Raw genomic sequence first — 4383 nt, forward strand, 5'->3', positions numbered from 1 at the left:
GGGCGCCGGGCGGCGTCAGAGCTTGAGCTCGACGTCCCCCAGCGCGACCGACACGCACGTCTGGATCCGCTCGCCCGGGCCGTGATCGGTGCCGTTGCGCAGGTCACGCACGTGCCCCTCGTCCAGGCCCACGACGCAGGTCTGGCAGATGCCCATGCGACACCCGAACGGCATCTGCACGCCGACGCTCTCCCCGCCCTCGAGGATCGTCGTGGCCCCGTCGAGTTCGACGGTCTTGCCGGTGGAGCCGTACTTGACCGTCCCGCCCGACGCGCCGGCGTTGCGGTCCACGGTGAACCTCTCGACGTGCAGGTCGTCGCGCCCCGAGGCCTCGAAGTGCTCGGTCAGTTCGTCGAGCATCGCCGACGGACCGCAGGCCCACGTGGGCCGCTCGGACCAGTCCGGCACCAGCGCCGCCATCTGCTCGGCGTTGATGCGGCCCTCCTCGCTGGTCGCCCGCAGGTGGAGGGTGTACCCGGGCTGGGTGCGCTCCAACGCGAGCAGCTCGTCGTGGAACAGCGCGTCCTCACGGTCGCGGATGGAGTGGACGTGGACCACGTCGGGGAACCGCTCGTCGGCCGAGCGCCGGTCAAGGGACCGCAGCATGCCCATCACGGGCGTGATGCCCGACCCGGCGGTGACGAACATCAGCTTGTCCGGAGTCGGGGAGGGCAGGTGGAAGTCACCTGCCGGGGCCTGCAACCGGACGATGGTGCCCGGCTCGACGGTGCCGACGATGTGATTGCTCAGCAGGCCCTCCGGCATCGCCTTGACGGTCACCGAGTACTCGCCACGACCGCTCGTGGGCGCCGAGGTCAACGAGTACGACCGCCACGTCCAACGGCCGTTGAGCAGCACACCGATCCCCAGATACTGGCCCGGGCGGTACTCCGGGGTGGCGCCCCACCCCGGCTTGATGACGAGCGTCACCGCGTCGTCGGCCTCGCGACGCACGGAGACGATCTCGCCGCGCAGCTCCCGCGCGGACCACAGTGGGTAGATGAGCGACGAGTAGTCGTCCATGCGCAGTGGGTGCGTCAGACGGTTGAGGAACCGACGCGCGCCCCGGGGCTCGGGGACCCGCGCGGCCGCCGCCCGCATGATGCGACTGAGCCCGCTCTTCGACTCGGACATTGGTGCCTCCTCGCGTCCGGCCACCCGCGGCCCGGGGATCGGACCGACGCTGCCAGAAGATGAACCTACGGTAGCGTAGGTAAGCCGTCGACGCCCATACCGTCGCCCTCAGAGCAGGGTGAGCAGGAACGGCAGTTCCACGGCGTCGTACCACGCCAGATCCACGTCGAGGGCGTCCCCCACGGTGAGCTCCGCGTCCTCGTCCCCGAGATCGGCCCGATCGACCGCCTCGACGGCGTCTCGCACCAGGTCGACCGCTCCCGCGAGGTCCACGTGCACGGCCGCGATGTCGGCCATCGCGACCGTCCCACCGGTCAGGCGCACGACGGCCGTGTCGAGATCCGGGCGCGGCGTGACCTGCTCATCCGGCACGTCCGCGCTCACCACGACACGCCGGTACGGGTGGGCCTCGTGCGCCGTCCCCGAGTCGAGCTCGCCGCCGAGCAGGCGGAGGGAGGCGCGGGCGGCCTCGAGGAACGCCACGTGCTCGATCTCCTCCATGTCGCCCTCCGCGTACGACTCGATCAGGGCGGGGGTCGCCGCGAACGCGGTCCCGCTCCGCACGGGCATCTCGCCCGCATCCAGCAGGGTCTCGAGCATCGTCAGCGTGGCGGGGATGAACAGTCGCATCGGTGGGCCTTCCTGGGGCGGGTGACGGTTACTGGGGGGGGCGCCGGTGGATCGGCCGGTTCCGGTCAGCCAGCGGAACCGGCGAGCTCGTCCAGGGCCGACGCGATCAGCTCGCCGATCTCCTCGACGTCCGGGACGGCCTGGCGGTCGGAGGTGAAGCCGCAGTACACGGTGCCGGAGTAACTGCTCATGGACACGGCCAGCGCCTGGCCCTCGAGAAGCGCCGGGACGGGGTAGACCTCGACCAGCTCGCCGTCGCCCCAGAACACCTTGTGCTGCGGACCGGGGGCGTTGGTCACCACCAGGTCGTAGCTCTCCGACGGCAACATGATCGCCGCCCGGGACGCCAGCGCGTGCAAGGTGGGCGGGGCGAACCCGGAGAGCCGGGCCAGGGACTTGGCGCCGACCGCCTCCCGCGGGTACCGCTGGGTCGCGGCCTCGCGGGCGATCTGCGCCAACCGCATCCGGGGATTCGGCTCCCCCACCGGCATACCGATGAGCGCCGAGGCGATCTCCGCGGACGTGACGTCACCCGGCGCCTCGGCGCCGTCGGCCTCGGCGGTCACGGCCATCGGGACGATCGCGCGCAGGCTGTCCGATGTCGACAGTGGATGACCGCAGGACAAGATCCACGACCGCAGCGCCCCGCACAGGACAGCGAGCACCACGTCGTTGACCTTGCAGGAGTGCGCCCGGGCGATCTCCCTCGCCTCGGACAACGGGAACGACGCGAGCCCGACCCTGCTGCCCCGGGGGCGCGCGGTGCGGAACATCTCCGACAGACCCCCGCCGGGACGCAACACGGAGAGCGTGGCAGCCCCCACGAGACCACGAGTCGCGCGCTCCAGCGCGTTCGCCAGGCGTCCCGAACGCCGGACCAACTCCAGGGGGTCGGTCGCGATGGTCATGAGCGCGTCCAGCACCAGCACCCCGTCTCCGGGTGACGGCACGGGCGTCCAGGTGGCGACCTCGTCGACATCCGCGGAGACGCGCTCGTCGGTCATGAGCACCTGCGCCAGATCGACGGCGTTGGGCCCGCCCAGCAGGACGTGGTGGGTCTTGGTGAGGATCGCCAACCGGCCGTCGGGCAGGCCCTCGATGAGGTACAGTTCCCACAGCGGACGATCCGCCTCGAGGGGCCTGTCGACCAATCTGGCCACCAGGTCGGCCAGCTGCCGCATCCCGCCCGGCGCCGGCAGCGCCGACCGGCGGACGTGGAAGCTCAGGTCGAAGTCGGGGTCGTCGACCCAGACCGCCCTGGCCAGGCCGAACGGGACCTGGCGGATCCGCTGCCGGTAGCGGGGCGCGTCGGCCAGCCGCGTGTCGACGAATTCCATGACACGGTCGATGTCCCACGGCTCGTCGCGGGCGACCAGGGCCAACGAACACGAGTGCCGGCTCCGGGAACGCGCGGCGTCCCCGAGGAGCAGGTCCGCGTCCGCGGTGGCCAGCCTGGTCGCCACGGCGTCAGACCGCCTCGTCCAACCCGAGCAGACCGCGGATCTCCACGGCCGCCCGATCGAACACCTGGTAGAACACGCCGATCATGCCGGTCTGCACCGCGCCGAGGATGTTCTCGATCGCGTCGTCGACCATCACGCACTCCCTCGGCTCGAGCTCGAGGCGGCGGGCGGCCTCGAGGAAGGCCTCCGGCTCGGGCTTCTCGACGCCGATCGCGCCGCTGAGCACCACGTGGTCGATCCCGTACTCACGGGCGTCCTCGCGGACGCGGTCGGCGCCCGACCCCTCGGGTTCGTTGCTCAGCACGGCGAGGCGCACATCGTTGGCCCTCGCACCGGTCAGGATCGACCGCCAGTTCTCACGGTCCTCGTCCGTGCCGTCCAGCACGCCGAAGTAGTCGACTATCAGTCCACGCATGGGGACAGCCTAGGCAACACCCGTCCGGTGTGCAGTAGGCGAGGTGGAACCACGGCCGCGATCCGCGGCGTCAAGAGGGTAGAGGACGCGAGACCACCGAGGGTCGAGCGCGAGAGGAGCCCAGCCAGATGACACCGACACCCGTATCCGCACCGACGTCCGGCCGGCCGCCGCCGGCCGCCGTGATCGCCGCCGGAGGCGCCGCGGAGACGCACACGGCGGACGGCCGGATCCGACCCCTGCCGCCGACGGAACCCGAACCGGGTTCGCGGGGACGTGAGCGCGAGCGCGTCGTCCAACGCACCCCGGGAACCGCGCCCGCCCCGGACGAGGAGGTACCCGTGCCTGCACGACGGGCCGCCCACGCGCTCGTCGTCATGGCGCTGGAGGTCGTGGATCGTCGGCGCGCGCCGCAGAACACCCGTGGGGCGTTCCCGCCGCATCTCATGGAGATGCTGCGTTCCCTCGCGCGCACCGGTGTACCCGGACAGCACCTGGGGCCCGCCAGACTCCACCGCCTCCACATCCATGCCGCCGGCGCCGTGGCGACGGACGCGGGGCCGGACGGGGACCCCGGGTCCCGGGACTACGAGGTCTGCGCCACGTACGCGCGCGGACCGCGGCTGTTCGCCGTCGCGGCCCGCATCCGGGTGACACCCACGGGGGCCGGCTGCACGGCCCTGCGGTTGGTGTGAGCGCCCCGGCGCGGTGGCCGGGCGGGACCGATCAGTCCCGGCGACC

5 protein-coding genes are annotated in these 4383 nt (G+C 72.0%); 1 reads left to right on the forward strand and 4 read right to left on the reverse strand.

Annotation, left to right across the window (positions count from 1 at the left end; genetic code table 11):
- Positions 1–15: 15 nt before the first annotated feature.
- From HMPREF3086_RS06955 to HMPREF3086_RS06970, 4 genes are all read right to left on the reverse strand, one after another.
- Positions 16–1134 (reverse strand): ferredoxin reductase, encoded by a 1119-nt coding sequence (locus HMPREF3086_RS06955; protein ID WP_061915259.1) that lies wholly within the window; start codon positions 1132–1134, stop codon positions 16–18.
- 108 nt (positions 1135–1242) lie between these two features.
- A complete protein-coding gene (locus HMPREF3086_RS06960; protein WP_007630255.1) occupies positions 1243–1764 on the reverse strand; it encodes a DUF6912 family protein in 522 nt (173 codons plus the stop codon).
- 65 nt (positions 1765–1829) lie between these two features.
- Positions 1830–3227, reverse strand: a complete 1398-nt coding sequence (locus HMPREF3086_RS06965) for a wax ester/triacylglycerol synthase family O-acyltransferase (RefSeq protein WP_007630257.1) — start codon at positions 3225–3227, stop codon at positions 1830–1832.
- A 4-nt stretch (positions 3228–3231) separates the two neighbouring features.
- Positions 3232–3642 carry an HAD family hydrolase gene (locus HMPREF3086_RS06970; RefSeq protein ID WP_061228039.1) on the reverse strand — a complete coding sequence of 137 codons (411 nt, stop codon included), beginning with the start codon at positions 3640–3642 and terminating at the stop codon, positions 3232–3234.
- A gap of 341 nt (positions 3643–3983) precedes the next feature.
- On the opposite strand from HMPREF3086_RS06970, the gene HMPREF3086_RS06975 reads away from it, so the two are divergent.
- Positions 3984–4337: an Rv3235 family protein gene (locus tag HMPREF3086_RS06975; RefSeq protein ID WP_246830929.1), complete on the forward strand. Its 354-nt coding sequence runs from the start codon at positions 3984–3986 to the stop codon at positions 4335–4337.
- Positions 4338–4383 lie beyond the last annotated feature (46 nt).

The organism is Dietzia sp. HMSC21D01, assembly GCF_001815995.1.
Taxonomy (GTDB): Bacteria; Actinomycetota; Actinomycetes; order Mycobacteriales; family Mycobacteriaceae; genus Dietzia; species Dietzia cinnamea.